We start from the raw sequence: 21,469 nt of genomic DNA on the forward strand, positions 1-21,469 counted from the left end.
GGTAGACGCAAATAGGCGCGCAGATGCCCGGACCCGCAAAAAGAAAAGCCGCGCAGTGCGCGGCTTTTCCGACAGGCGATAGGCGATGCCTCAGTCCAGTTGGCCGTGGCAGTGCTTGTACTTCTTGCCGCTGCCGCAGGGGCACGGGTCGTTGCGGCCCACCTTGGGGGTGTCGCGCTGCGCCGGCATCGGGCCCGACTGCATGTAACCGCCCTGTTCCGCCTGGCGCTGTGCTTGCTCAGCTTCCTCGTCGGCGCTGTACCCGCCCGCGTCCTGGTGCTGGAACTGCATCTGCCGGGCCTGCGCTTCGGCCATCGCGCGTTCCTGGGCTTCCAGCGCGGCGACCTCTTCCTCGCTGCGGATGCGCACGCGCGACAGCAGGGTGACGACTTCGCTCTTCACCCGCTCCAGCATGCTGGAGAAAAGTTCGAAGGCTTCCTTCTTGTATTCCTGCTTCGGCTGCTTCTGCGCGTACCCGCGCAGGTGGATGCCCTGGCGCAGGTAGTCCATCCGCGCAAGGTGTTCCTTCCAGTTCTTGTCGAGCACCGTCAGCATGATGTGCTTCTCCAGCGCACGCATGGTCTCGTCGCCGATCGCCGCTTCCTTGTCGGCGAAATGCTGGTCCATGGCGTCCTGCACGCGGCGCTCGATCATCTCCGCATCGAGTTCCTCGGCCTCTTCGCGCCAGCGGGACACGGGCAGGTCGATGCCCATTTCCTCGCCGAGCTCGCGCTCCAGGCCCTGCAGGTCCCACTGCTCGTCCACCGAGTTCTGCGGCACGAAGCGCCCCACCGTCTCGGCGACCACGTCGCCGCGGATGCCGTCGATGTTGTCCTTCACCGACTCCGCATCGAGCAGTTCGTCGCGCTGGGCGTAGATGACCTTGCGCTGGTCATTGTTGACGTCGTCGAAGTCCAGCAGGTTCTTGCGGATGTCGAAGTTGTGCGCCTCCACCTTGCGCTGCGCCTTCTCGATCTGCCGGCTGACCAGCTTGTCCTCGATGACGTCGTCTTCCTTCATGCCGATCAGCTTCATCGCCTTCTGGACCCAGTCCGAGGCGAAGATGCGCATCAGGTTGTCTTCCAGCGACAGGTAGAAGCGGGACGAACCCGGATCGCCCTGGCGGCCCGAACGGCCGCGCAGCTGGTTGTCGATGCGGCGCGATTCGTGGCGTTCGGTGCCGACAATGTGCAGGCCGCCCGCCGCCTTCACCGCGTCGTGGCGCTTCTGCCACTCGGCCTTCACCGCCGCGCGCGCGGCTTCATCGGCGTCTTCGCCGAGTGCGTCGTATTCGGCTTCCAGCGAACCGCCCAGCACGATGTCGGTACCGCGGCCGGCCATGTTGGTGGCGATGGTGATCGCGCCCGGGCGACCCGCCTGCGCGACGATGTGCGCTTCGCGTTCGTGCTGCTTGGCGTTGAGCACTTCGTGCGGCACGCCGGCCTTGTTGAGGAAGTCGGACAGCATTTCCGACGTCTCGATCGACGTCGTGCCGACGAGCACCGGCTGACCGCGCTGGTAGCAGTCCTGGATGTCGGCCAGCACCGCCTTGAACTTGCCCTGGCGGTTGAGGAACACCTGGTCGGGCGAATCCTTGCGCACGGTCGGGCGGTTGGTCGGGATGACGATGACTTCCAGCCCGTAGATGCTCTGGAACTCGAAGGCTTCCGTATCCGCCGTACCGGTCATGCCGGACAGCTTGTTGTACATGCGGAACAGGTTCTGGAACGTCACGCTGGCCAGAGTCTGGTTCTCGCGCTGCACCGGCACGCCTTCCTTCGCCTCGACCGCCTGGTGCAGGCCGTCGGACCAGCGGCGACCCGCCAGCGTGCGGCCGGTGAACTCGTCGACGATGACCACTTCGCCATCGCGCACGATGTAGTCCACGTCGCGCTGGTAGATGGCATGCGCGCGCAGGGCGGCATTGAGGTGGTGCACGACCGACAGGTTGTTGGCGCCGTACAGCGGCTCTTCCTCGCTGATGATGCCGGCCTGCAGCAGCAGTTCCTCGGCATGCTCCATGCCCGCTTCGGACAGGTGCACCTGCTTGCCCTTCTCGTCGACCCAGTAGTCGCCTTCGGCTTCCTCGTTCTCCTGCTTGATCAGCTGGGGCACGATGCGGTTGACGCGGATGTACAGCTCCGGCGATTCGTCGGCCGGGCCGGAGATGATCAGCGGGGTGCGGGCCTCGTCGATCAGGATGGAGTCGACTTCGTCGACGATGGCGTAGTGCAGGCCACGCTGGAAGCGGTCGGCGCGCGACATCGCCATGTTGTCGCGCAGGTAGTCGAAGCCGAACTCGTTGTTGGTGCCGTAGGTGATGTCCGCGGCGTAGGCGCCCTGCTTGTCGCCGTGCGGCATGCCCGGGTAGACGACGCCCACGCTCAGGCCCAGCCAGTTGTACAGGCGGCCCATCCATGCGGAGTCGCGGCGGGCCAGGTAGTCGTTCACGGTGACGACGTGCACGCCCTTGCCTTCTAGCGCATTGAGGTAGGTGGGCAGCGTGGCGACCAGCGTCTTGCCTTCACCCGTGCGCATTTCCGCGATCTTGCCCAGGTGCAGCACCATGCCACCGATCAGCTGCACGTCGTAGTGGCGCATGCCCAGGACGCGGCGGCTGGCCTCGCGGCAGACGGCGAAGGCTTCCGGCAGGATCTTGTCGAGCGATTCCCCGCCCGCGATGCGCTGCTGGAACTCCGGGGTCTTCGCCTTCAGCTGCTCGTCGGTGAGCTTCTGCAGCTCTGCTTCCAGCGCGTTGATCTTGTCGGCGGTGCGGTGCAGCTGCTTGAGCAGGCGCTCGTTGCGGCTGCCGAAGACACGGGTGAGCAGGTTGTTGATCATGTAGGGAACCGGAAAGGAAAAGGACGCCGGGGCGGCGCAGCGTGTGCGGCCCCAAAACGAAACAGGGCGCAAGGCGCCCTGTCTGGCAACACCGTATTGTAGCTTGGGGCGCCGCCCGGGGAATCAAGGCGGGCCGTCAGACCGCCCCGCCCCCGATTGGTTCCGCGCGGATCAGCCGCGCTTGACCTGCCCGACCGGCGTCGGGCCTTCGCCCAGGAACTTGCGCGGATTGACCACGCGCCCGTTCTCCCACACCTCGAAATGCACGTGCGCGCCGGTGGAGCGGCCCGTCGAGCCGGCCTTGGCCACTTCCTGGCCCACGCGCACCAGGTCGCCCGCACGCACGCTGAGGCGCGAGTTGTGCGCATAGCGGGTCACGTAGCCATTGCCATGGTCCACGTCGATCACGTTGCCGTAGCCACCCTTCACGCCCGCGAAGCTGACCACGCCATCGGCCACCGACAGCACCGGATCGCCCACACGCGCTTTGAAGTCGATGCCCTTGTGGTTCTGGCCGCCGCCGCCAAACGGATCGGCGCGACCGCCGAAACCGGAGGTGATGTAGCTGTTGGCGATCGGCATGCGGCCCGGGGTCGCATTCTTGTCGAGCTCCCGGTTGAACAGCAGCGCTTCCAGCACAGACAACTGGCGACCGGAGGCGGCGAACTGCTGCTCTAGCTTGTCCACGCCGTCCTTCAGGTCGGCAGGCTTCATGTCGAACGACACGTCGTTGCCGCCGACGCCGACCGGCTCGTTGAAGTCGAACTCGCCGTCCTGCAGCTGGCCCACGCGGGTGAGCCGCTCGCCCAGCGCGTTGAGCCGATTGGCCTGCGCCTGCAGTTCGCCCAGGCGCGCGGCCATGGCGTTGATTTCCTGCTGCGCGCCGCGACGGACCTGGTCCAGTTCGGTATCGCGCTGCTCGGCCTTGGCCTGCAGCAGCGACACCTGGGCCATGCCGGCAGCGCTGCGTCCGGCGGCGCCGACCAGCAGGCCGGCGGCGACCAGCACCGCGGCACTGGCCAGCGGACGTGCGTGGAACGCGAGGCGGATGCGATAGGCGCCATGGGCGGACGCATGAGCCCACCAGGTACGCGAATTGTTTACGATGGTCTTAAAGCTCATAGATACCGATGTCTGATTCGAAGTCCAAGCCGCGCCGCGCCGGCATCGCGCAACCTGCCCTGCAGGCTGCCCTGACGGATGCCGCCACCGACCCGGTGCGTCGTGCCATGTGGCTCGACGCCTTGGAACAGCAGCTTCGCCCCTGCCTTCCGCCTGCCCTCGCGCCGCATTGCCGGTTGGCGAACGTGGCGGGCAAGCGGCTCGTTTTTATCGTCGACTCCCCCGTGTGGAACGCCCGGCTTCGCCTGGCGGCACCCGAATTGATCAACGTGGCCCAATCCATCGGACTGGCGGTCACCGAAGTCACCGCCAAGACAAGCCCCGCGTCGGTCATCAAGCCTGCGCAGAACCCGGTCGTACCCGTATCGGAGGCGTCCCGCAAAGGGCTGCAAGCGGCCCTCGACCTCCTGTCCGAACCGGACTCCGCCGGTACGCCTGCCGATCGCGGCAGTCATCGTGGTCGGCGGAAAAATTGACTCGGCCATCACGAGGGACGGGGCATGGTACCGGCCACCGCTGGTCGGAGCGTTAGCCAGAAGTTAAGGCCGCGTTATTTCCGGACCCATTTCCTGACCGAGGTCACAGTTTCGCCAAGGCGTAACGAATCGCGCGCGCACGCGTGACGGGGGTGGGAAACCGGGCGACAACGGATTCACCGTCCCGACGGGACGGAGGTCTCAGACGGCCAGGGCGGGGGCCGCGTACGTGACCGGCGACGGCGCGGTACGGTCTTCGAACGTCACTTCTTCCCACGCCGAGGTCTGGGCAAGCAGGGCGCGGACCAGCTTGTTGTTGAGTGCGTGGCCCGACTTGAAGCCCTCGTAGGCGCCCAGGATGGGGCGGCCGGCGAGGTAGAGGTCGCCGATGGCGTCCAGGATCTTGTGGCGGACGAATTCGTCCGTGTAGCGCAGGCCATCTTCGTTCAGCACGCGGAACTCGTCGAGCACGATGGCGTTGTCCATCGAACCGCCGAGGCCGAGGTTGCGCTCGCGCATGTATTCCAGGTCGCGCATGAAACCGAACGTGCGTGCACGTGCGACTTCCTTGACATACGCGCCGGTGGAGAAATCCACTTCCGCCCGCGACTGCGAGGCCGGAATCATCGGATGATCGAACTTGACCGTGAAGCCCAGCTTGAAGCCGTCGTAAGGCTCGAAGCGCGCCACCTTGTCGCCGTCGGTGACCTCCACCGTATGCAGGATGCGGATGAAGCGCTTCGGCGCGTCCTGCTCGGCGATGCCGGCGGACTGGATCAGGAACACGAACGGACCCGCGGAGCCGTCCATGATCGGCAACTCGGCCGAGGACAGTTCAACGTAGGCATTGTCGACGCCGAGGCCGGCCATCGCCGACATCAGGTGTTCGACGGTCTGCACCTTCGCACCTTCGCAGGTGAGGCCAGTGCACAGCGTGGTCTCGGTGACCAGATCGGCGCTCGCGGGAATCTCCACCACCGGCGACAGGTCGACGCGCCGGAACACGATGCCGGTATCCGCCGGGGCCGGGCGCAGGGTCATGTAGACCTTTTCGCCACTGTGCAGCCCCACGCCCGTCGCGCGGATCACGTTCTTGAGGGTGCGTTGCTGGGCCATCGGAGGGGATCGCAGGTGGGGGGAACCTGAGGGGGCAGCGAGAATATCACGCAGGCCACTGAATCTTAACGGAAGAACCGGTCTGTCCCACGCCTGCAACAACGGCCTGGTAGCGCCGTCGGGAAAGGGCTGCCGGACCGGCGAAGGTCCGGCAGCAAAAGGACAGGGCGATGCAGCAATACGGCCCCTCCCCTTGCGGGGAGGGTGTTGCGTGATCAGTCCGCCTGGCGGCGGAGGAACGCCGGGATGTCCAGGTAGTCGGACGGCAGCTCCGCTGCGACGGGTGCCGACGCGGGGGCCGACGGCGCGGGCGAGGCCGAACCACGGCGCAGGCCCAGGCCGCTGGTGGCGGCGCTGATCGGATCCATCGAGAAGCCGTCGTCGATCGGCATGCCGGTGGTGGCGTCGCGGACCAGCTTGATCGGCGCGCGCATCGGCTCGCGCAGGTCGCCGCCACGGCCGACCGGCTGGCGGGCGGCGTTGCGGTTCAGGCCCGTGGCGACCACGGTCACGCGCACTTCGTCCTGCATGTCCGGATCGAGCACGGTGCCGACCACGACCGTCGCGTCTTCCGAAGCGAAGCCTTCGATGGTGCGGCCGACTTCGTCGAACTCGGCCATCGTGAAGTCCGGGCCGGCGGTGATGTTGACCAGGATGCCGTTGGCACCGTTGAGGTTGACGTCGTCCAGCAGCGGGTTCTGGATCGCGGCCTCGGCGGCCGCCTGCGCTCGGTCGTCGCCGCGGGCGCTGCCGGTGCCCATCATGGCCAGGCCCATCTCGCTCATCACGGTACGAACGTCGGCGAAGTCGACGTTGATCAGGCCCGGGCGGACGATCAGGTCGGCGATGCCCTGCACGGCGCCGAGCAGCACGTCGTTGGCGGCGCGGAAGGCCTGGATCATCGTCGCGTTGCGGCCCAGCACGGTGATCAGCTTTTCGTTCGGGATGGTGATCAGCGAATCGCAGTGGTGGCTCAGTTCCTCGATGCCCTTCAGCGCGACCTGCATGCGGCGGCGGCCTTCGAACGGGAACGGCTTGGTGACCACGGCGACGGTCAGGATGCCCATCTCCTTGGCCAGCTGTGCCACGACGGGCGCGGCGCCGGTACCGGTGCCGCCGCCCATGCCGGCGGTGATGAACACCATGTCGGCGCCGTCCAGCGCGTCGATGATGCGCTCGCGGTCTTCCAGTGCGGCCTGGCGGCCGACTTCCGGATTCGCACCCGCACCCAAGCCCTTGGTGACGTTGCTGCCGAGTTGCAGCTGCAGCTTGGCGCCGCAGTTCTTGATCGCCTGCGAATCGGTGTTGGCGGTGATGAACTCCACGCCATCCACGCTGCCGTTGACCATGTGCGCCACGGCGTTGCCGCCGCCGCCGCCCACGCCCACGACCTTGATCACTGCATTCGGGGCCATCTTTTCAACCAGTTCGAAATGTGCCATGTCCTTGTCCTCGTTTATTTAGTTATGTGGTGCTGGTGGAACGAACGTCGTGACGCCTTCAACTTCGCGGAGGATGTCGCCTCACTCAGAACTCGCCGCGATACCAGTTCTGCAGTTTCTTGAACCAGCTGCCCGCCTTGCCCGTGGGCAACGACGGACGCCGGGGATGTTCGATCTGGCTGCCCATCAGCAGCAGGCCCACGCCGGTGGCATGCACCGGGTTGCCGACCACTTCGCCCAGCCCGGTGACGTGCTGCGGGATGCCGACGCGCACGGGCATCTGCAGCATCTCTTCGGCCAGCTCGACAACGCCTTCCATCTTCGCGGCGCCACCGGTCAACACCATGCCCGCGCGCACGCGCTCCTCGAAGCCCGAGCGGCGCAGTTCGGCCTGCACCATCTCGAAGATCTCCTCGTAGCGCTGCTGTACGGCCTGCGCCAGCGCGTGGCGCGGCAGGCGGCGCGGCGGGCGGTCGCCCACGCTCGGCACCTGGATGCTTTCTTCGGCCGTGGCGAGCTGGGCCAGCGCGCAGGCGTAGCGCACCTTGATCTGTTCGGCTTCCGGTGTCGGCGTGCGCAGCATGTGCGCGATGTCGTTGGTGACCTGGTCGCCGGCGATAGGCAGCGAGGCCGTGTGGCAGATCGCACCCTGCACGAACACCGCGAGGTCGGTGGTGCCCGCGCCCATGTCGACCAGCACCACGCCAAGCTCGCGCTCGTCGCTGGTCAGCACGGCGACGCTGGAGGCCAGCGAGGAGAAGATCAGGTCGTCGATCTGCAGGCCGCAGCGCTGCACGCACTTGCTGATGTTGGCGGCCGCCGACTGCGCGCAGAACACCAGATGCGCGTCCACCTCCAAGCGCACGCCCGTCATGCCGACCGGATTGCGGATGCCTTCCTGCGAGTTGTCCAGCTTGTACTCGCGCGGAATGGCGTGGAGGATCTTCTGATCGGCCGGGATCGCGACCGCCTTGGCTGCCTCCAATACGCGGTCCAGGTCGCCCCAGGTCACTTCGCCGTCGCGGATCGGCACGATGCCCGGTGAGTTGCGGCACTGCACGTGGTTGCCGGAGATCGACGCGTAGACCGAGCGGATCTCGCAGCCGGCCATCAGCTCGGCCTCTTCGATCGCACGCTGGATCGACTGCACCGTGGATTCGATGTCGACGACCACGCCGCGCTTCAGGCCGCGCGATTCGTGCGAGCCGATGCCGATCACCTCGATCGGATTGCCCGGCGCGTACTCGCCGACCAGCGCCGTCACCTTGGAGGTGCCGATGTCCAGCCCGACGATCAGCGATTTGTCACCCTTGCGATTCATGTAATGCCCTGCAGAAGACGACCCGCGACCGCGATCGGCGCAGGCAATGGAGTCGGTGTCGCGGCCGGTGGCGGCGCCTTCGGCGCCTCGCCCCAGCTGAGCGCGAACCCGTTGGTGTAGCGGAGGTCGGCGCGCACCAGCGGCTGCGCCTGGGTGGCGAGCAGCTGCGGCAGCATCCGTGCGAAACGGCCCAGGCGCGGACGCGCGTCGGCGCGGCCGACCACCACTTGCGTGCCGTTGCCCAGCAGCAGCGACCAGCTGCCGCGCGCATCCATCACCAGCGTGGTGACGTCCAGGCCCATCGGCGCGAACAGCTGGCGCGATTCGTTGTACAGCGCGGTCACTTCCTGCACCTGCGACTCGGGGCCGCCGAGCTGCGGCAGGTCCAGGCCGGTGAGCTCCTTCGGCATCGGGAAGAGGCGGCCGTGTTCGGACAGCAGCTTGTCGTCGCCCCAGCGCGCGAACGGCTTGTGTTCGGTGATGCGCACTTCCAGTACGTCGGGCCAGCGCTTGCGGACATCCGCGCGTTCGACCCACGGCAACTGTTCGACAGCGCGCTTGGCGTCTTCCAGCCGCACGGCGAAGAAGCCGCGCCGCGCGTGCGGTAGCACCGCCGCCTGCAGCTGCGCCGCATCGACGCGCGCCAGTTCGCCCTGCACGCGCAGCTTGCTCAGCGGCCACCGGTCGGCGCCGATCCAGCCGTTGACGACGGCGACGACCGGCAGCGCGACCAGCGCCAGCGCGAGCAGCCACGTCAGGATGCGCAGGGCGGCGTTCATCGGCCCGCCACCTCCGGCACCGTCTGCTCAAGGATGCGCCAGCACAGCTCTTCGAAACCGATGCCGACCTGCGCGGCTTCCTTCGGTACCAGCGAATGACTGGTCATGCCGGGCGCGGTGTTCACTTCCATCAGCAGGAAGCGGCCGTCGGCGTGGCGCATGACGTCGACGCGGCCCCAGCCGGTGCAACCCGCGGCGCGGAAGCCGTCCAGCGCCAGCGCACGGATTCGCGCTTCGTCGCCGGCGTCGTCCAGGCCCGGGCACAGGTACTGCGTGTCCTCTGCGATGTACTTGGCGTGGTAGTCGTACCAGCCCTTGGCCGGCGCGATGCGCACCGACGGCAGTGCCAGATCACCGAGGATGGCGACGGTGAATTCGCCACCGGTCAGCATCTGCTCGGCCAGCAGTTCGCCGGAATACGAAGAGGCGAAGGCCACGGCGGGCGCCAGGTGGTCTTCGCCGATGATCTGGAACACGCCGACACTCGACCCTTCGGCCGACGGCTTCACGAACACCGGGAAGCCCAGCGTGCGCACTGCGGCGACCAGATCGCCACCGGCCGGAATACGCACGAACGTCGCAGTGGGCAGACCCGCGGCCTGCCACACCTGCTTGGTGCGGATCTTGTCCATCGTCAGCGCCGAACCCAGCACGCCGGGGCCGGTGTACGGCACGCCGAGCGATTGCAGCAGGCCCTGCAGCACGCCGTTCTCGCCATCGCCGCCGTGCATGATGTTGAAGACGCGGTCGACCTTGCCCGCGCGGATCGCTTCGATCAGCGCAGGCACGCCGTCGACGGCGAATGCCTGCACGCTGCGCGCGAGCAGCGCGTCGAGCACGTTCCGCCCGGAGTTGAGCGACACCTCGCGCTCGCTGGACGCGCCGCCCAGCAGCACGGCCACACGGCCGAAGCGCGAAGCATCGGTGATGCGCAGCGGCGGAACGGTCAGGTCGTTCATGCGGTGTCCTTGCCGGTGAATCCGTGCGCGGCGATGTGCTGCGACATGTGGCCGATGTCGCCGGCACCCATCAGCAGCAGCAGATCACCGTCCTGCAGGACGTCGGGCAGCACGTCGACCAGGTCGCTGACCTGGCTGACCACCACCGGCTCGTTGCGGCCGCGGGCACGGATCGCACGCGCCAGCGACTTCGAATCGGCGCCGGCGATTGGCTGTTCGCCGGCCGGATAGACCTCGCTCAGCACCAGGGCGTCGGCTTCCGACAGCACGGCCGCGAACGCATCGAACTGGTCGCGCGTGCGGCTGTAACGATGCGGCTGGAACGCGACGACCAGGCGCTTGTGCGGCCAGCCACCACGCGCGGCGGCGAATACGGCGGCGAGTTCCTTCGGGTGATGGCCGTAGTCGTCGACCAGTTGCACGCGCGCGCCCTGCGACGTGGTGATTTCGCCGAGGTCGTTGAAGCGGCGGCCGATGCCGGCGAACTTCTCCAGCGCGGCCGCGATGTTCTCCGGCGAAACGCCCAGCTGCCAGCCGATCGCGGCGGCCGCCAGCGCGTTCTGCACGTTGTGGCGGCCGGGCAGCGCCAGGCTGACGCGGATGCTGGCGTCCTCCGGCAGGCGCAGGGTGAAGTGCATGCGACCGCCTTCCTGCTCGACGTCCTCGGCGCGCACGTCGGCGTTCTCGGCGAAGCCATAGCTCATCACGTGGCGCGGCGTGTCCGCCGCGATGGCGGCCACTTCCGGATCGTCGATGCACAGCACGGCCAGGCCATAGAACGGCAGGCGCTGCAGGAACTCGGCGAACGCCGCCTTCACGCGCTCGAAGTCGTTGCCGTAGTTTTCCAGGTGATCGGCGTCGATGTTGGTGACGACGGAGATCAGCGGATTCAGGCGCAGGAAGCTGCCGTCGCTTTCGTCGGCCTCGGCCACCAGCCACTGGCCGTCGCCGAGCTTGGCGTTGGCGCCGGCGGCGAGCAGCTGGCCACCGATGACGAACGTCGGGTCCAGGCCGCCTTCGCTCAGCACGGCGGCGGCGAGGCTGGTGGTGGTGGTCTTGCCGTGCGTGCCCGCGACGGCGATGCCGCGGCGGAAGCGCATCAGTTCCGCGAGCATGGCGGCACGCGGCACGATCGGGATACGCTGGCTGCGCGCCTCCATCAGCTCCGGGTTGTCGTGCTTGATGGCGCTGGACACCACCACGCAGTCGGTGCCCAGCACGTTGGACGCGTTGTGGCCGCGCATGACGCGCGCGCCCAGCGACGCCAGCCGACGGGTCGCGGCGTTGTCGGCGTTGTCCGAACCTGAGACTTCGTAGCCCAGCGTGCACAGCACTTCGGCGATGCCGCTCATGCCGGAGCCGCCGATGCCGACGAAGTGCACCCGGCGGAACTCCTTGGCCAGGTTGCCGGTGTGTTGCAGGCGGCGCTCGCGTGCAGCAGCCATCATCATGCCTGCGTCCTCATTTCAATGGCTTCCTCGAGAATGATGTCGGCGATGCGGTCGGCCGCATCGGTCCTGGCCAGTGCGCGCGCGGCTTGCGCCATCGCCATGCGCTTGCCTGGGTCGGCGATGAGCGGGCGCAGCGCCGCCGTCAGGGTTTCGGCCAAGGTGTCGTCCTGCTTCAGCAGCACGGCCGCACCACGCTCGACCAGGTATTCGGCATTGCGGGTCTGGTGGTCGTCGACGGCCTGCGCGAACGGGACCAGCACGCTGCCCACGCCGACCGCGCACAGCTCGGCGAGCGTGGAAGCGCCGGAGCGGCAGACCACCAGATCGGCCCACGCATACGCCGCCGCCATGTCGGTGATGAAGGCTTCGACGCTGGCCGCCACGCCCGCATCCGCATAGGCCTTTGCGGCTTCGTCGCGCAGCTTTTCGCCGCACTGGTGGCGCACTTCGAGGCTGCCCGGCGGCAACGCCGCGATCGCCTTCGGTACCGCCAGGTTCAAGGCACGCGCGCCCTGGCTTCCACCCAGCACCAGCACGCGCAGCGGACCGCCGCGGCCCGCCAGGCGTTCGGATGGCGTGGGCAATGCCGCGATTTCGTCGCGCACTGGATTGCCGACGACTTCCTCGCGCGCCGGGAAGGCGCCGGGAAAGCCCGTCATCACGCGGCGAGCGACCTTCACCAGCATGCGGTTGGTGAATCCGGCCGCGCGGTTCTGTTCGTGCACCATCAGGGGCACGCCCATCAGGCGCGCAGCGACGCCCCCGGGACCTGCCGCGAAGCCGCCGAAACTCACCACGGCGCGCGGCACCCGGCGACGCAACACGAAACCGGCGGCGCGGATCGCGCGCAGGATGCGGACCGGCGCGCCGAGCAGCGCGAGCTTGCCCTTGCCCCGCAACCCGCTGATGGCCAGCGTATCCAGCGGAATATCGTGCTGCGGCACCAGGCGCGTTTCCATCGCGCCATCGGCGCCCAGCCAGACCACCGGCACGCCGCGCGCGCGCAGCACCTTCGCCACGGCCAGCGCGGGGAAGATGTGGCCGCCGGTTCCGCCGGCCATAATCATCACGGGGGCATGCATCGGCGCGTTCATGCCAGCCTCTCGAACGTCGGCTCGACGCGCGCGTGCAGGCGGCTGGTGCCGCGCAGGGTCTGCGACAGCGAGACGCCGGCAGCGGTCGCCGGTGCGGGGCTGGCGGGACGCGGCTCGGCCGGCGCCCGCGGCGCCTCGCCGGCGCCCTGCGCGGCTTCGCCACGCAAGGCGACCTGGCGCTGCGTGCGTTCCAGTTCGTACGACACGCGCAGCAGCAGGCCCATCGCCACGCAGGTCATCAGGATGCTGGACCCGCCCGACGAGATCAGCGGCAGGGTCAGGCCCTTGGTCGGCAACAGGCCCAGGTTCACGCCCATCGAGACGAAGCTCTGCATGCCGATCCACAGCGCCACGCCGAAGGCGACGTACCCGGCGAAGTGGCGACGCATTTCGACGCAGCGCAGGCCGATCACGAAGGCGCGGCCGACCAGCAGCGCATAGAGCGCGATCACCAGGCACACGCCGACGAAACCGAGCTCCTCGCCGATCACCGAGAAGATGAAGTCGGTATGCACTTCCGGCAGGTAGTTGAGCTTCAGCACCGAACCGCCCAGGCCGATGCCGCTCCATTCGCCGCGCCCGATCGCCATCAGGGCATTGGTCAGCTGGTACCCGCTGCCGAACGGATCGTCCCAGGGATTGGTGAACGAGGTGATGCGGCGCAGGCGGTACGGCGCCGCCACCGCCAGCATCGCCAGCATCATGACCAGGCCGATGCCGGGCAGCACGATGCGCAGGATGTTCACGCCGCCGAGCACCAGCATGCCGGCGGTGATCGCCAGCAGCAGCGTGGATGAGCCGAAGTCGGGCTGCAGCAGCAACAGGGCGACCAGGGTCAGCGCCACGCCGAACGGCTTGAGCATGGCTTTCCAGGTCGCGCTGACGTCGTCGCGGAAACGTACGAGGTAGCTGGCCAGCCAGACGATGAAGAACACCTTCACCACCTCGACCACCTGGAAGTTTGACACCCCCAGGTTGATCCAGCGGTGCGCGCCCTTCACGCTCACGCCCAGGCCCGGCACGAATACCAGCAGCAACAGCACCACGCAGCCAAGCAGCAGCACCTGGTTGCGCGCCTCGATGCTTTTCAGTTCGGTACGCGTCACCCACCATGCCAGGCCCGCGCCCGCCACCAGGAACATGCCGTGGCGGATCAGGTAGTAGAACGGATTGCCGTGCTGGTAGATCGACGCGGACGCGACCATCACCACGCCGAGCGAGGCGAGCGCCAGCATGGCGCCGAGCAACCAGGGATCGAAACGGCCCCCGATGGCGTCCAGTCGCGTGGCCTGGCGTGGCGCGTCGTTCATCAGCGCACCTTCAGCGTGGCCAGGCCGACGAGGACCAGCACGACCGAAATGATCCAGAAGCGCACGATCACGCGCGGCTCGGGCCAGCCCTTCAGTTCGAAGTGGTGGTGGATCGGCGCCATGCGGAACACGCGCTTGCCGGTCAGCTTGAACGACGCCACCTGGATCATCACCGACAGCGTCTCGATGACGAAGATGCCGCCCATGATCACCAGCACCAGTTCCTGGCGGACGATCACCGCGATGGTGCCCAGCACGGCCCCCAGCGCCAGCGCGCCGATGTCGCCCATGAAGACCATGGCGGGATAGGTGTTGAACCACAGGAAGCCGAGCCCGGCCCCGGCAATGGCCGCGCAGATGATGGTCAGCTCGCCCGCCCCCGGCACCGGCGGGATCTGCAGGTAGCTGGAGAAGACCGCATTGCCGGACGCATAGGCGAACACGCCCAGCGCGCACGCCACCAGCACCGTCGGCATGATCGCCAGGCCATCGAGGCCGTCGGTCAGGTTGACCGCATTGGAGAAACCGACGATCCAGAAATAGGCGATGGCCACGAAGCCGATGCCCGCCAGCGGCAGCGCGATCGACTTGAAGAACGGCACGTAGAAGGTCGTCGCCGCCGGCACGTCGGCGTACAGGTACAGGTACAGGCCCGCGGCCAGGCCGAAGATCGACTGGAGCAGGTACTTCCAGCGCGACTTCAGGCCGTTGGGGTCGCGCTTGACGATCTTGATCCAGTCGTCATACCAGCCGATGGCGCCGAAGGTCAGCATCACCAGCAGCACCACCCACACGTACTTGTTGCGCAGGTCGCCCCACAGCAGCACCGACAGCAGCACGGTCATCAGGATCAGCGCACCGCCCATCGTCGGCGTGCCGGCCTTGGAGAAGTGCGACTGCGGACCGTCCGTGCGGATCGGCTGGCCGCCCTTCAGCTGGCCGAGCTTGCGGATCACCGCCGGGCCCAGCCACAGTGACAGCGCCAACGACGTCAGTGCGGCCAGGATGCCGCGGAACGTCAGGTAGCCGAACAGGCCGAAAAAGTTTTCCAGGCTCTGCAGCCAGCGAGCCAGTTCAAGCAGCATGCGGTGTGTCCTCCCCGGTGGACAGCAAGGCGGCGACGATCCGGTCCATCGCGCTGCCGCGCGACCCTTTCACCAGGCAGCGCACGCCCGTCCGCAGATCGGCGCGCAAGGCGGCCGCGAGCGAGGCGTGGTCCTGGAAGGCCTGCGCCCCCTCGCCGAATGCGGCGGCCGCGGCCGCGCTGAGGGGTCCCAGCGCATAGAGACGACGGAGGCCGGCAGCCTTGGCACGACGACCGGCGTCGGCGTGCAGCGCTTCGGCGTCGTCGCCCAGTTCGCGCATGTCGCCCAGCACCAGCCAGCCCTCACCGCCGGCCTGCGCGCTCGCCGCCGCCAGGGTGTCGATGGCGGCCACCAGCGAACCGGGATTGGCGTTGTAGCTGTCGTCGATCACCACTGCGCCGTTCGGCAAGGTGCGCGCGACCTGCCGGCCCGCCACGGGCTGCGCAGCGGACAGGCCCTCGGCGATGATCGCCAGCGATACGCCGCAGGCCATCGCGATGCCGGCGGCGGCCAGTGCGTTGAGCACATTGTGGCGACCGGGCAGGTGCAGTTGCACCGCGACGTCGCCGTGCGGCGCCACCAGCACGAAGTCGGAACCATCATCGGTCGCGCGGATGTCGCGCGCGGTCAGGTCGGCGGTCGCTTCCAGGCCGAAGCGCAGGATGCGGCGGTCCGGCACCCGGCTGGCGAAGTACTCGGCGAACGCATCGTCGGCATTGATCACTGCCGTGCCGTCGGCCGGCAGCGCCTCGTAGATGGCGCCCTTGGTCTCGGCCACGCCCATCAGCGAGCCGAGCCGTTCCAGGTGTGCGGCGGCGATGTTGTTCACCAGCGCCACTTCGGGCGTGACGATGTCGGTCAGATAGGCGATGTCGCCCGGCTTGCCCGCGCCCATCTCGTACACCGAGAAGTCGGCATCGTCCGGCGCGTCGATCACGGCCATCGGCAGGCCGATCTCGTTGTTGCGGTTGCCCGGATTGAAGTAGGTGACGCCGGCGCGCTGCAGGATCGACACAACCAGCGTCTTCACCGACGTCTTGCCGTTGCTGCCGGTGATCGCGACCGTCTTCTCCACGCGGTCGCGCTGCAGGCCGGCCGCGATCCGCGCCAGCGCCAGCAACGTATCCGGCACGACCACCTGCGGCACCTCGACCTTCACTTCGTGGTCCACGAGGACCGCGGCGGCGCCCCGCATGGCCGCGTCGTAGGCGAAATCGTGGCCGTCGAAGCGCTCACCGCGCAGCGCCACATACAGGCTGCCCGGCACCAGCGTGCGGGTATCGTGGGTCAGCGAACCGATCACCAGATCGTCGCCCAGCAATTCGCCGCCCGCCCAGTGCGCCAGCAGGGACAAGGGAAGCCGCTTCATCGACGGTCCTCCAGCGCCTGGCGCGCCACGGCGGTGTCGTCGAACGGATGCTTCACGCCATGGATTTCCTGGTAGGGCTCGTGGCCCTTGCCGGCCACCAGCACGATGTCGTCGGGTCCGGCCAGCGTGACCGCGCGTGCGATCGCCTGCGCGCGGTCGCGCTGCACGAGCACCGCGCCCGGGGTCGCGAAGCCGGCCATGATGTCGGCGACGATGCGGTCGCCGTCTTCGGTACGCGGGTTGTCGTCGGTGACCAGCACCACGTCGGCCAGGCGCTCGGCGATGGCGGCCATCTGCGGGCGCTTGCCGGTGTCGCGGTCGCCCCCGCAGCCGAACACGCAGAACAACCTCCCCTGCACGTGGTCGCGCAGGCTGGCCAGCGCCTGTTCCAGCGCGTCGGGCGTATGCGCGTAGTCGATGACCACCAGCGGGCGACGCTGGCCTGCCGCGTCGCTGTCGCCGCCGAGGCGGTTCATGCGACCGTGGATCGGCGCCAGCCGCGACAGCGTGCGTGCGATGTCGGCGGGGGTATCGCCCAGTGCGTGCAGCGCGCCGGCCACGGCCAGCAGGTTGTCCACGTTGAAGCGCCCCAGCAGCCGCGACTGCACCGCCTGCACGTCGTCGCCGACCATCAGGTCGAATGCGATGCCGTTGCCATCCAGCCGCAGCGCGTCTGCCCGCACGCTCGCGTCCGCCTGGCCGCGCGAGCTGACGCCGATGCGCTGCACGCCATGCGGCAGGCGCGCGAACAGGTCGCGGCCGTAGGCGTCGTCGAGGTTGATGACGCCGGCTTTCAGGCCTTCGCGCGAGAACAGCCGTGCCTTGGCCGCCCCGTAGCGCTCCATGTCGCCGTGGTAGTCCAAGTGGTCGCGCGTCAGGTTGGTGAATACGCCGACATCGAAATGCACCGCGTCCACGCGCCCCTGGTCGAGCGCGTGCGAGCTGACTTCCATCGCCACCGCCTTCGCGCCGGCATCGCGGAACTGCGCGAGCAGCGCATGCATCTGCAACACCAGCGGCGTGGTGAAACCGGTGGGCACCACTTCGCCGTACATGCCGGCGCCGAGGGTGCCGACGGTCGCGCAACGCACGCCCCGCAGGTGCCAGGCCTGCGCCAGCAGCTGTACGGTCGACGTCTTTCCATTGGTGCCGGTGACGCCGACCATCTTCATGTCGTGCGACGGCGCGGCGTGGAAACGGTCGGCCATGGTGCCCATGCGCATGCGCAGCCCGGGAACGGCGATCGCGTCGCGCGGCGCTTCCAGGCCATCGGGTACGGGCGGTTCGAACAGGATCGCGCTCGCGCCGTTCTCCTGCGCCTGCGCGGCGAAGTTCAGGCCATGCGCGCCGAAGCCGGCAATGGCGACGAACGCGTCGCCGGGCTGCACGCTGCGGCTGTCCAGCGTCAGGCCACGCACCACGATGTCGCGCGGCACATCCACGTCGGGCAGCAGTTCGGCGAGCGCCATCATCCGCCTCATCGCGTGGCCCCCGTGGCGGGCGCCGCTGCATGCGGGGTATCGAAAGCGGAGGGATCCATCGTGTCGACGGCATCGTCGGGGACCGGCGCCGGTGCCGGTGCGGGCACGCCGCCGTCCTGCTTGCCCGCGTTCTTCGCCTGCGCGGCGAGCCACGCCTCGATGTCGTCCGGCGGCACGTCCATCAGACGCAGCGTCCCGTCCATCACGTCATGGAAGACCGGCGCGGCCACCAGGCCACCGTAGTAGCCGCCTTCCTGGGAGTCGTTGATCACCACGACGGCGGCGAAGCGCGGATTGCTGGCCGGCACCAGACCGGCGAAGAACGACGCGTAGCGCCCCTTCGCGTACCCGCCACCGGACGCGATGCGCGCCGTGCCGGTCTTTCCGGCCACGCGATAACCGAGCACGCCCGCGCGCTTGGCGCCGCCCTGCGTCACCACGGTTTCCATCATTCCGACGACCTCGTGCGCGATCGCCGGGTCCAGCACCTGCGGCGCCTCGCTGCGCTGGCCCTTCACGAACGTGGGCGTCACCAGCCTGCCGCCGTTGCCCAATGCCGAGTAGGCACGCGCGATCTGCAGGGGCGTCACCGCCAGGCCATAGCCGTAGGACATGGTCGCCTTCTGCAAGCCATTCCAGCGGTCCGGCGGCGCCAGCATGCCGGCGGACTCGCCCGGGAAACCGCTGCCCGGCTTCTGGCCATAGCCGAAGCTGTGGATGCTCTCGTAGAAGTAGGCGTTGGGCAGCTTCTCCGCGATCTTGATCGAGCCGATGTTCGAGCTCTTGGTGATCACGCCGGTGACGGTCAGCACACCGTTGTTCCGCGGCACGTCGCGGATGGTGTACCGGCTGTTCAACGCCATGTAACCGGGGTTGGTGTTGACGAGCGTCGACGGCGTGACCACCCCGGCCTTCAGCGCGGTCGATACGGTCAGCGGCTTCATCGTCGAGCCGGGCTCGATCATGTCCGTCAGCGCACGGTTACGGCGCGCATCCGGCTTCACCCGCTCGATCGCGTTCGGGTTGTAGGTCGGCAGGTTGACCATCGCGAGCACTTCGCCGGTGGCGACGTCCATGATCACGATCGAGCCGCTGCTGGCCTGGTGCTCGAGCAGCGCATTGCGCAGTTCGCGGTGGGCCAGGTACTGGATGCGGCGGTCGATGCTGAGCGTCAGGTCCTTGCCCGGCTGCGCGGAGCGGATCAGGTCCACGTTCTCGACGATGCGGCCGCGGTTGTCGCGGATCACCTTCTGCGCACCCGGCGTACCGCTGAGCCACTCGTCGAAGGCCAGCTCCAGGCCTTCCTGCCCGCGGTCGTCGATGTTGGTGAAGCCCAGCACGTGGGCCATCGCGGGGCCCTGCGGATAGAAACGGCGGAACTCGCGCTGCGAGAACACGCCGGGAATCTTGTGCGCCAGGATCTTCTGCGCCTCGTCCGGATTGATCCGGCGCTTGAGGTACAGGAACTCCTTGTCGGCCTTCTGCGACAGGCGGTTGGTCAGGTGGTCGAGCGGCACGCCCAGCGCCTGCGCGAGTTCCGGCAGGCGGTCGGGCGCCTTCAGCAGTTCCTGCGGGTTGCCCCATACCGATTCCACCGGCGAGGACACCGCCACCGGCTCGCCGTTGCGGTCGGTGATCATGCCGCGCGAGGTCGGGATCGGAATCTCGCGCAGGAAACGCGCATCGCCCTGGCGCTGGTAGAAATCGTGGTTGATCAGCTGCACGTACGCCGCGCGCCCGACCAGGCTGATCGAACACAGGCCCATGGCGCCGAGCACCAGTGCCAGGCGGCCGCGCAGGTTGAAGCGCGCGCGGTTGCGGTTCTTGGCCGGCGCGGCGTTCATGGACGCACCACCACGATATCCGCCGCTTCCGGCGACTTCATGCCCAGGCGCACGCGGGCGATCTGGTCGATCCGGGTCGCTTCGGCGACCGTGGCCTGCTCAAGCTGCAGGCGACCGAATTCGACGTTCAGTTCGTCGCGTGCGCGCTCCAGCCGCGTCACTTCATCGAACAGCACGCGGTGGCGATGGCGTGCATACACCACGCCGATCGCCGAGGCGATATTCGCCAGCACCAGCACGGCGATCAGGAAGCGGCTCATGCGGCCACCTCCAGCTTCTCGGCCACGCGCAGCACGGCGCTGCGGGCGCGCGGGTTCGAGGACACTTCGTCGAGCTCGCCCTTCTGCCCACCGCCGATGGCGCGCAGGGTCGGCGTGAAGTCCAGCGCCACCGGCAGGCGGCGGTTGGCCGGCGGCGCCTTGGCGTGCCGGTTGATGAACTGCTTGACGATGCGGTCTTCCAGCGAATGGAAGCTGATGACAGCCAGCCGGCCGCCGACTTTCAGGCGCATGAGGGCCGCATCGAGACCCGCTTCCAAATCCGCCAGCTCGCGGTTGATGTGGATGCGGATCGCCTGGAAGCTGCGGGTGGCGGGATGGATCTTCTCCCCGCGCGGCATCACGGAGGCGATGACGCCTGCCAGGTCGGCGGTGCGCATGAAGGGCTGCGTGGCGCGACGGGCGACGATGGCGCGCGCGATGCGGCGACTCTGCTTCTCTTCGCCGTAGGTCCACAGCACGTCGGCGATGTCGCGCTCGTCGGCGCGCGCGATCCACTCGGCCGCGCTTTCGCCCGATTCGGGATCCATGCGCATGTCGAGCGGACCGTCCTTGCCGAAGCTGAAGCCGCGCTCGGCCACGTCGAGTTGCGGCGAGGACACGCCCAGGTCCAGCAGCACGCCGTCCAGGCCGGCCGCGGTTTCATTCCACTCGGCCAGCGACGCGAAGCTGCCGCGGAAGATCGACACGCGCGCATCGCCCGCGAACATCCGTTCGGCATGGGCGATCGCTTCGGGATCCTTGTCCATCACCAGCAGCCGGCCTCCCGGGCCGAGGTGTTGCAGCACGCCGCGCGCGTGGCCTCCACGCCCGAAGGTGCCGTCCAGATATGTTCCGTCCTCCTTCACCTGCAGCCCTTCCATGACCTGCGTGTACAACACCGGCAAGTGCAGCGCGGGGAGGTGATCGGCCGGCGCGGACTGCCGCTTGCCGTCACCCTTGCTCACAAGCGCAGCTCGAGCATGTGTGCGCTCAGATCGTCGTCGGTGAGGGACTGACGGATCTGCGCGTGGTGCGCCTGTTCGCTCCAGAGTTCGAACTTCTCGCCCATGCCGAGCAGCACGGCCTTTTTCTCGATTCCCACCGCGCTGCGATGGCTGGCCGGGATGCTGATGCGGCCATTGCCGTCCAGCTCGACCGGCGACGCGGCGCCGATCAGCTTCAACTGCAGGCTGCGGTGCGCCTTCTGGGTGCTGGGCAGCTTGCTGACCTCATCACGGACGCGCTGCCAGACCTTCTCGGGGTACAGGTAGAGGCTGCCGCCCTCGAAGGGGTTGTAGGTGATCACCAGGCGGTTGCCGCACTCGCGCGCGACGAGGTCACGGTACGCGGTGGGCACCGCGAGCCGTCCCTTGTCGTCCACTGTGATGGCGGTCTCACCCTGAAACACTGCCCCTGCCTTCCCGACGCGCGAATGAGCGATCAATTGAACCACGAAAAACCACTGAAAACCCGGTTTTCCCTCTGTTGCCCACATTAGCAGCGCGCACAGGGTTGTCAA

18 protein-coding genes are annotated in these 21,469 nt (G+C 68.1%); 1 reads left to right on the top strand and 17 read right to left on the bottom strand.

All coding sequences use genetic code 11. The features are described 5' to 3' along the window. Positions 1-90: 90 nt before the first annotated feature. Both secA and ACSQ19_RS03760 read right to left on the bottom strand, forming a co-directional pair. Positions 91-2,841: a preprotein translocase subunit SecA gene (gene secA, locus ACSQ19_RS03755; RefSeq protein WP_436000124.1), complete on the bottom strand. Its 2,751-nt coding sequence runs from the start codon at positions 2,839-2,841 to the stop codon at positions 91-93. Between the two features lie 171 nt (positions 2,842-3,012). Then, entirely contained in the window at positions 3,013-3,963 is a 951-nt protein-coding gene (locus ACSQ19_RS03760; protein ID WP_296278471.1) for a M23 family metallopeptidase, read from the bottom strand. Between the two features lie 8 nt (positions 3,964-3,971). On the opposite strand from ACSQ19_RS03760, the gene ACSQ19_RS03765 reads away from it, so the two are divergent. Then, on the top strand, positions 3,972-4,439 hold the full coding sequence (locus ACSQ19_RS03765) for a DUF721 domain-containing protein (RefSeq protein ID WP_296278472.1): 468 nt from the start codon (positions 3,972-3,974) through the stop codon (positions 4,437-4,439). 201 nt (positions 4,440-4,640) lie between these two features. Here the strand turns inward: ACSQ19_RS03765 and lpxC are convergent, their stop codons facing one another. From lpxC to mraZ, 15 genes are all read right to left on the bottom strand, one after another. Next, positions 4,641-5,555 (bottom strand): UDP-3-O-acyl-N-acetylglucosamine deacetylase, encoded by a 915-nt coding sequence (lpxC, locus tag ACSQ19_RS03770; RefSeq protein WP_296278473.1) that lies wholly within the window; start codon positions 5,553-5,555, stop codon positions 4,641-4,643. Positions 5,556-5,770: 215 nt separating this feature from the next. Then, positions 5,771-6,997, bottom strand: coding sequence for a cell division protein FtsZ (ftsZ, locus tag ACSQ19_RS03775; protein WP_296278474.1), 1,227 nt, complete (start codon positions 6,995-6,997; stop codon positions 5,771-5,773). 85 nt (positions 6,998-7,082) lie between these two features. Then, on the bottom strand, positions 7,083-8,318 hold the full coding sequence (gene ftsA, locus ACSQ19_RS03780) for a cell division protein FtsA (RefSeq protein ID WP_055940270.1): 1,236 nt from the start codon (positions 8,316-8,318) through the stop codon (positions 7,083-7,085). Beyond that, positions 8,315-9,097 (bottom strand): cell division protein FtsQ/DivIB, encoded by a 783-nt coding sequence (locus ACSQ19_RS03785; RefSeq protein ID WP_436000128.1) that lies wholly within the window; start codon positions 9,095-9,097, stop codon positions 8,315-8,317. Before ACSQ19_RS03785 ends, ftsA begins: the two co-directional genes overlap by 4 nt. Then, positions 9,094-10,056 carry a D-alanine--D-alanine ligase gene (locus tag ACSQ19_RS03790; RefSeq protein ID WP_436000130.1) on the bottom strand — a complete coding sequence of 321 codons (963 nt, stop codon included), beginning with the start codon at positions 10,054-10,056 and terminating at the stop codon, positions 9,094-9,096. The genes ACSQ19_RS03785 and ACSQ19_RS03790 overlap by 4 nt, the downstream gene beginning before the upstream one ends. Beyond that, entirely contained in the window at positions 10,053-11,504 is a 1,452-nt protein-coding gene (gene murC / locus ACSQ19_RS03795) for a UDP-N-acetylmuramate--L-alanine ligase (RefSeq protein ID WP_296278571.1), read from the bottom strand. Before murC ends, ACSQ19_RS03790 begins: the two co-directional genes overlap by 4 nt. Then, on the bottom strand, positions 11,504-12,589 hold the full coding sequence (gene murG / locus ACSQ19_RS03800; RefSeq protein ID WP_436001087.1) for an undecaprenyldiphospho-muramoylpentapeptide beta-N-acetylglucosaminyltransferase: 1,086 nt from the start codon (positions 12,587-12,589) through the stop codon (positions 11,504-11,506). Before murG ends, murC begins: the two co-directional genes overlap by 1 nt. 8 nt (positions 12,590-12,597) lie before the next feature. Beyond that, positions 12,598-13,911 carry a putative lipid II flippase FtsW gene (ftsW, locus tag ACSQ19_RS03805; RefSeq protein ID WP_436000132.1) on the bottom strand — a complete coding sequence of 438 codons (1,314 nt, stop codon included), beginning with the start codon at positions 13,909-13,911 and terminating at the stop codon, positions 12,598-12,600. Then, the gene (gene mraY / locus ACSQ19_RS03810; protein WP_296278478.1) at positions 13,911-14,996 is read right to left on the bottom strand and encodes a phospho-N-acetylmuramoyl-pentapeptide-transferase; all 1,086 of its coding nucleotides are present in this window, start codon (positions 14,994-14,996) and stop codon (positions 13,911-13,913) included. Before mraY ends, ftsW begins: the two co-directional genes overlap by 1 nt. Beyond that, on the bottom strand, positions 14,986-16,365 hold the full coding sequence (locus ACSQ19_RS03815; protein WP_296278479.1) for a UDP-N-acetylmuramoyl-tripeptide--D-alanyl-D-alanine ligase: 1,380 nt from the start codon (positions 16,363-16,365) through the stop codon (positions 14,986-14,988). Before ACSQ19_RS03815 ends, mraY begins: the two co-directional genes overlap by 11 nt. After that, positions 16,362-17,834, bottom strand: a complete 1,473-nt coding sequence (locus ACSQ19_RS03820; RefSeq protein ID WP_436000135.1) for a UDP-N-acetylmuramoyl-L-alanyl-D-glutamate--2,6-diaminopimelate ligase — start codon at positions 17,832-17,834, stop codon at positions 16,362-16,364. The genes ACSQ19_RS03815 and ACSQ19_RS03820 overlap by 4 nt, the downstream gene beginning before the upstream one ends. Before the next feature lie 8 nt (positions 17,835-17,842). Beyond that, entirely contained in the window at positions 17,843-19,690 is a 1,848-nt protein-coding gene (locus ACSQ19_RS03825) for a peptidoglycan D,D-transpeptidase FtsI family protein (RefSeq protein WP_296278481.1), read from the bottom strand. Then, positions 19,687-19,950, bottom strand: a complete 264-nt coding sequence (gene ftsL / locus ACSQ19_RS03830; protein ID WP_296278482.1) for a cell division protein FtsL — start codon at positions 19,948-19,950, stop codon at positions 19,687-19,689. The genes ACSQ19_RS03825 and ftsL overlap by 4 nt, the downstream gene beginning before the upstream one ends. After that, positions 19,947-20,915 (bottom strand): 16S rRNA (cytosine(1402)-N(4))-methyltransferase RsmH, encoded by a 969-nt coding sequence (rsmH, locus tag ACSQ19_RS03835; RefSeq protein ID WP_436000138.1) that lies wholly within the window; start codon positions 20,913-20,915, stop codon positions 19,947-19,949. Before rsmH ends, ftsL begins: the two co-directional genes overlap by 4 nt. Next, complete coding sequence (gene mraZ / locus ACSQ19_RS03840) at positions 20,912-21,358, bottom strand: division/cell wall cluster transcriptional repressor MraZ (protein ID WP_296278484.1); 447 nt, start codon at positions 21,356-21,358, stop codon at positions 20,912-20,914. The genes rsmH and mraZ overlap by 4 nt, the downstream gene beginning before the upstream one ends. Positions 21,359-21,469: the final 111 nt, after the last annotated feature.

Origin of the sequence: Pseudoxanthomonas sp. LjRoot127 (assembly GCF_964253495.1) — a bacterium.
Lineage (GTDB): Bacteria > Pseudomonadota > Gammaproteobacteria > Xanthomonadales > Xanthomonadaceae > Pseudoxanthomonas_A.

Excerpts from the sequence above, each read along its gene's own strand:
- secA (WP_436000124.1), bottom strand. The coding sequence starts at position 2,841 with ATGATCAACAACCTGCTCACCCGTGTCTTCGGCAGCCGCAACGAGCGC.
- ACSQ19_RS03760 (WP_296278471.1), bottom strand. The coding sequence starts at position 3,963 with ATGAGCTTTAAGACCATCGTAAACAATTCGCGTACCTGGTGGGCTCAT.
- ACSQ19_RS03765 (WP_296278472.1), top strand. The coding sequence starts at position 3,972 with ATGTCTGATTCGAAGTCCAAGCCGCGCCGCGCCGGCATCGCGCAACCT.
- lpxC (WP_296278473.1), bottom strand. The coding sequence starts at position 5,555 with ATGGCCCAGCAACGCACCCTCAAGAACGTGATCCGCGCGACGGGCGTG.
- ftsZ (WP_296278474.1), bottom strand. The coding sequence starts at position 6,997 with ATGGCACATTTCGAACTGGTTGAAAAGATGGCCCCGAATGCAGTGATC.
- ftsA (WP_055940270.1), bottom strand. The coding sequence starts at position 8,318 with ATGAATCGCAAGGGTGACAAATCGCTGATCGTCGGGCTGGACATCGGC.
- ACSQ19_RS03785 (WP_436000128.1), bottom strand. The coding sequence starts at position 9,097 with ATGAACGCCGCCCTGCGCATCCTGACGTGGCTGCTCGCGCTGGCGCTG.
- ACSQ19_RS03790 (WP_436000130.1), bottom strand. The coding sequence starts at position 10,056 with ATGAACGACCTGACCGTTCCGCCGCTGCGCATCACCGATGCTTCGCGC.
- murC (WP_296278571.1), bottom strand. The coding sequence starts at position 11,504 with ATGATGGCTGCTGCACGCGAGCGCCGCCTGCAACACACCGGCAACCTG.
- murG (WP_436001087.1), bottom strand. The coding sequence starts at position 12,589 with ATGCATGCCCCCGTGATGATTATGGCCGGCGGAACCGGCGGCCACATC.
- ftsW (WP_436000132.1), bottom strand. The coding sequence starts at position 13,911 with ATGAACGACGCGCCACGCCAGGCCACGCGACTGGACGCCATCGGGGGC.
- mraY (WP_296278478.1), bottom strand. The coding sequence starts at position 14,996 with ATGCTGCTTGAACTGGCTCGCTGGCTGCAGAGCCTGGAAAACTTTTTC.
- ACSQ19_RS03815 (WP_296278479.1), bottom strand. The coding sequence starts at position 16,365 with ATGAAGCGGCTTCCCTTGTCCCTGCTGGCGCACTGGGCGGGCGGCGAA.
- ACSQ19_RS03820 (WP_436000135.1), bottom strand. The coding sequence starts at position 17,834 with ATGGCGCTCGCCGAACTGCTGCCCGACGTGGATGTGCCGCGCGACATC.
- ACSQ19_RS03825 (WP_296278481.1), bottom strand. The coding sequence starts at position 19,690 with ATGAACGCCGCGCCGGCCAAGAACCGCAACCGCGCGCGCTTCAACCTG.
- ftsL (WP_296278482.1), bottom strand. The coding sequence starts at position 19,950 with ATGAGCCGCTTCCTGATCGCCGTGCTGGTGCTGGCGAATATCGCCTCG.